We start from the raw sequence: 3,375 nt of genomic DNA, 5'->3' as shown, positions 1-3,375 counted from the left end.
CAGCCCCTTTTCTATTTGGACAGATTTGATAAATCTGTTTGAAGTGGCTATAACTTCGGACAGAACTTCGGCCTGCAAGGTCAAACCAGTCTGAAGCGCTGGTAACTTCGGACAGAAGCGTCGTCGGAAAAGCCAATCCAGTCTAAAGCGGTGGTAACTTCGGACAGAAGCATCGTTGGAAAAGTCAAATCAATTCTGAAGCGAGTGCAACTTCAGACAGAACCCTCACGGAACCCGCCACCCCAGTTTGAAGTGAGCGCCAACTTTGAATACAGCCGCCACCGGATTCGCTAAAACGAAATCCATTATAGTTTTTTATTAAAATTCCACGAAATACCCTTTTACTTACATTGACTACTGATGGATGTTTTGAGTAGTATATTTTTGCCCTAATTAATATTGTTTTTCGTAAAAATGATGATATAAATTAAGAAAGAATTTATTTGAAAGGAGAACATTTTCAAACTATGAATCTCCTTACTTCTTTAACCGCAGCCATTTTCATAAGCTGTGTGGAAATGGTGTATTTGCTTGGAGTATTGATTGCTGTCGGCTTTCTATTAGGGGTTATCGAAAGGTACTCCAATCACATGCTTGTTAGAGCATTTGGTCCCCGCGGTGTCCTTCTGACAGCATGGATTGGTACGCCGATTCATGAACTCGGGCATTTAATGATGTGTTTCATTTTCGGCCACCGGGTAACGAGGGTGAAGCTGCTTCAGCTGAACAGCCCCGATGGGACATTGGGATATGTGGAACATCAATATAACTTGAATAGTTTTTATCAGCAAGTTGGGAATTTTTTTATCGGCTTGGGTCCGATCTTTAGTGGAATCGGTTCGTTAATCTTGGGAATGTACCTTCTAGTGCCTAAGGCTTATGAAGCATTTACACAACAGATCCAGCAGCGAATAGCCTTGGAAACATTAGATGTAAATGTATTGCGTTCCGTTGGGGAAGTACTGTTTGAATTGTGCAAAAGTCTGTTTTCGTTTGAGAACCTCATAAGTCCTTCTTTTTGGCTTTTTATCGTGATCGCAATTAGCATTTCATCCCATATTGCCTTAAGCAGACCGGATATCAGAAACTCCGCTAAAGGGCTGCAAATCATTTTCATTTTGCTTGTACTGTTCAACATCGCGGGAAAAATTCTTCATATAGACAGCTATGGTCTGGTTGTTCGTATTGCCGAATACAATGCCTATTTACTGGCGTTCTCCGGCATCGCCATCCTCTTTTCTTTGATTACACTGGCTGTCAGTTTTATTCTTGCAAAAGTTAAAGGTGCCTGACACCTTTTTTTACTTTACAACGTAACAATGTTATGTTACGTTATTAATCAGAAAGGGGTTTCGATGATGAACGAGGAGTTAATCTCAAAAAAGGAATTGTTGGATTTAACGGGAATATCCTACGGACAGCTGTACCGCTGGAAGCGGAAAGACCTCATTCCGGAAGAATGGTTTATTCGCAAATCTACGTTTACCGGACAGGAGACATTTTTCCCTAAGGAAAAAATATTAGAGCGAATCGAAAAAATCCAAATGATGAAAGAAAATTTATCGTTAGATGAGTTGGCAAACATGTTTTCACCGAATGCAGCCGATTTGCAGTTGTCTGAAAGTGAGTTAGCAAAACGTAACATTGTTTCGAATGGGGTGTTGGAAATATACCTGGAAAATGAACAGGGCAGTCCTCAGTTGGATTTTTGGCGAACTCTTGAAGCTTACATTTTAGAAAAGCTTCTTCAGTCGGGAGAAATTAATCTGGATGAAGGAAAAATGGTTATTCAAGTATTAAAGGATAACCGTGCAAATCTCAAACAAAAAAGCGGGGAATTAGTCATTACCAGAAAACTTGGGGTGTCATCATGTTTATTATTGGTTAATGCAGAAAGCTTTCATTTTGAGCAGGGGACAAAAGTTGTTGCCCGAGTTTCACTTATGCACTGTATGGAAGAGTTAAAGGCAAAATTATTATAAGGGGAAATGCAAATGGAAACGAAAAAACACGGTGATCTCTACATTAATGGCATCGGTGGATCGAATGGCGGTGAGTTTGATCAAGTCAGCATTAACGGAAGGGGAACCGTTAATACAGCTATTGTATGTAATGGATTTAACTGTAATGGTGTTGGTACCATAAAGGAAAGTGTCAAAGCCGAAAAAGCAAAGGTGAACGGAAAGGTGAAAGTCGAAGGTTCATTAGAGTCTAAGGAGTTGAGCGTTGATGGAACGGCACACATCGCTGATAACATGAGCGTTGGAAAATTGACGGTAAACGGTCATGCCGCTGTTGGCGGCCGGTTGAAGGGTGAGGAGCTTCATATTAAAGGAATGTTTTCTGTTAGGGGAGATTGTGAAGCAGAAATTTTTCATGCTGAATCTCATTTTTCCATCAGCGGTTTATTAAATGCAGATGACATCGATGTAAAAATTTACGGAGAATGCCGGGTGAAAGAAATCGGCGGGCAGACGATCACGGTAAAAAGCCGCGAGTCTTTAATAGGAAGTTTACTTAAGCCATTTACAAAGACACTGCTCGTAACGGACTTGATTGAAGGGGATCTAATTGATCTGGAAAGTACGTCAGCGAAAATCGTCCGCGGCCGCTACGAAAAAGTCAGTATTCGGGGCGAAGGCACAATCGTCCATGATGTTGAATGTGCTGCTTTTCATGTCTACGGAACAAGTAAGCTTGAGGGAAATATTCTGGCAAATTCGGTGAAAGTGCTTGGTGAGGCGGAGATCAAAGGCAGTGTAGAGGCTGAGGAAGCGACCGTTATAGGAACATTGGAAATTGGCCAATATGCACGTTTGAAAAAAATGAAAATCATTGGCTCACTTGAAGCCAGTGAAAGTATTAGTGGTGAAAAGGCTACGATCAAAGGCAGTTTGTCTACTAACGGAAAAGTTGAGTTTGAAACATTTGAATCAAATGGTGGTTTTGTTATCAAGGGGCTGCTCTCAGCCGAAACGATTAAAATTGGTTTACTATTCGGTGACAATAAGGCTGAAGAAATTGGTGGCGGAAAAATTACGGTAAAAAGAGGAGCATGGCTGATTCCGTTTACAAATATTCCGCTAGCGAAAAAGGCGGGATACCTTACGGCCAAAGTGATAGAAGGTGATGAGATTTATCTCGAAAACACCAAAGCAGACATCGTCAGAGGGACAATCGTGAAAATCGGACCCGGCTGTCAAATAGGCCTTGTAGAATACTCCGCTGATTTTTTGGAGGACAAAAATGCAACAGTAAAAACAGCGAAAAAATTATAAGAAACACTCATGATTTTACACTCACACTTCGGAAGCTTTCCTTGTGGAGCTGGACAATTTCAAAGTCAAAATTTATACTTATCTTTTTAAGGGGCTG

Annotated in this window: 3 protein-coding genes; all 3 read left to right on the top strand. The window is 41.0% G+C overall.

What is annotated here, in order from left to right; translation table 11 throughout:
- Positions 1–467 precede the first annotated feature (467 nt).
- Entirely contained in the window at positions 468–1,292 is an 825-nt protein-coding gene (locus BFU02S_RS15300; protein ID WP_066372519.1) for a hypothetical protein, read from the top strand.
- A 66-nt stretch (positions 1,293–1,358) separates the two neighbouring features.
- Positions 1,359–1,982, top strand: a complete 624-nt coding sequence (locus BFU02S_RS15295) for a YhbD family protein (protein WP_066372516.1) — start codon at positions 1,359–1,361, stop codon at positions 1,980–1,982.
- 12 nt (positions 1,983–1,994) lie between these two features.
- The gene (locus BFU02S_RS17430) at positions 1,995–3,278 is read left to right on the top strand and encodes a hypothetical protein (RefSeq protein WP_235842089.1); all 1,284 of its coding nucleotides are present in this window, start codon (positions 1,995–1,997) and stop codon (positions 3,276–3,278) included.
- The last annotated feature ends 97 nt before the right edge of the window (positions 3,279–3,375 follow it).

The organism is Neobacillus fumarioli NBRC 102428, assembly GCF_001591485.1.
GTDB classification, from domain to species: domain Bacteria; phylum Bacillota; class Bacilli; order Bacillales; family Cytobacillaceae; genus Neobacillus; species Neobacillus fumarioli.
This window is presented reverse-complemented; position numbering and strand designations above follow the sequence as displayed.